The organism is Okeania sp. SIO2F4 (assembly GCF_010672385.1).
Taxonomy (GTDB): Bacteria; Cyanobacteriota; Cyanobacteriia; order Cyanobacteriales; family Microcoleaceae; genus Trichodesmium.
On the sequence record NZ_JAAHGT010001360.1, the window covers coordinates 1 to 1627 of the forward strand.

Annotated in this window: 2 protein-coding genes; both read right to left on the minus strand. The window is 36.3% G+C overall.

Features of this window, described 5'->3' with window-relative positions; all coding sequences use genetic code 11:
- Positions 1–584: 584 nt before the first annotated feature.
- The gene (locus tag F6K22_RS40410; protein WP_293110744.1) at positions 585–827 is read right to left on the minus strand and encodes a TIGR02450 family Trp-rich protein; all 243 of its coding nucleotides are present in this window, start codon (positions 825–827) and stop codon (positions 585–587) included.
- A 29-nt stretch (positions 828–856) separates the two neighbouring features.
- Positions 857–1330: a GNAT family N-acetyltransferase gene (locus tag F6K22_RS40415; RefSeq protein ID WP_293110746.1), complete on the minus strand. Its 474-nt coding sequence runs from the start codon at positions 1328–1330 to the stop codon at positions 857–859.
- Positions 1331–1627: the final 297 nt, after the last annotated feature.

Below are 1627 nucleotides of genomic sequence, written 5' to 3' on the forward strand. Positions count from 1 at the left end.
TATCGAGGAATATCTATAAAATTTCCAAGTTTAAAGATAGTATAGCAATCCTATTTTATTTGTGTATAAAAATCTTACTGCTTTTAGGGAATAGGGGTGCGACCCCGCGGGGTGCGATAGACGCAATGGGTAAGACCCCGCGTCGCCTACAGCTCGCTTGCGGAATGCTGACCAAGAGAGGGAACGCGCACTCCTGTGAGGGAACACTTAACTGGGAACAGGTGGGAATTTCAGTTTTTTTATCTACTTTTTGATTACCCGCAACCTATGGGCTGATTGCTATATTATGTCATTGGGACTGGAACGGAGTAGCAGGAAGGAATCTCATCAACTTCTAGAAACATTTTATATGAGTAAAGTCGAAAACTTCATACTATAACTTATAGTATAATTAGGCGTTAAAGTTAGGACATTGGTACAAGGCGAAAACCTGTTCTACTTATCCTGTCATTGGGACTGGAACGGAGTGGTAGGAAGGAATCTCCTTAATCTCCTTTAGGATCTATTTTTATTAGGAGTTGAAGTGTCATTGCGACTTAAACAGAGTGAAAGGAAAAAATCTCATCAACTGGTATCCATTTTTATTATTCAAGAGGTTCTAACTCTTGTGTTGATTGCCATCCAGGTTGCCAAAGAGAGCGGTCTTTTAGTTGTTTAGCATTTAGCCAAAATCTCACAGTTGAGTCACAGGATGCTACCATTTCAGCAAATACCCATTGACCTTGATTTTTACGATTTACTACTTGGAAATGTCGCCATCCCCAAGTTTTTTGAGTTGCCGTCCATTTAGAACCAAGAAGATAAGGAAACTTTTGTTTTTTTGGCATTTTGTAATGAGGAACAAGGAAATATAATTCTAAGATAAGTCTAACCCCATTTCATTATTTTCATCAAAGCCAAGATGAGAATATAGAGGTTTGCCTTGGGGGGAAGCATGAAGAATAACTTTAGTACAACTAATAGACTTGAGGTAAGCAATAGCTTCTTCCATCAATTTTTTAGCAATTCCTTGACGGCGATAATCTGGTTCAACATAAACTCCCCAAATATAACCCTGTTTTCGATATTCCGGCTTGATAATATTTGGATATAAACCAGCGAATATTTTACAGCTAACTGAACCAACTATTGTATTACTTATATCAGCAATAAAGGCTTGATAAAATAATTTATGCCGAGCGTTATCAATATATTCTTTTGTGATTTCTAACCAGTTAGATTGAATCGATTCATCAGGAACACCAATATCTTGCCACATTAGATAAAGATGTTTGGCAATTAGATAATTTTCTTGTAGGTTTGCTACTCTAATATTAATATTTTCTACCATTGAAACTTTGGATAATTTTAGTTCCCAAACTTATTATTGTAGAAATTTAACTTTGGGCTTATATCCTACTATAGCAATCCTATTTTATTTGTGTATAAAAATCTTACCGCTTTTAGGGAACAGGGAACACTTAACTGGGAACATGGAACAGGTACGAGTTTCGGTTTTTTGATCTACTTTTTGATTACCCGCAACCTATGCGCGGATTGCTATACATTTTTGGTTAAAAGTACCTACTTGGATACTAGCCTCACAATTAACTGTTAGAATAACTTAGTTTTGTTAACCTCAACAATA

Excerpts from the sequence above, each read along its gene's own strand:
- F6K22_RS40410 (WP_293110744.1), bottom strand. The coding sequence starts at position 827 with ATGCCAAAAAAACAAAAGTTTCCTTATCTTCTTGGTTCTAAATGGACG.
- F6K22_RS40415 (WP_293110746.1), bottom strand. The coding sequence starts at position 1,330 with ATGGTAGAAAATATTAATATTAGAGTAGCAAACCTACAAGAAAATTAT.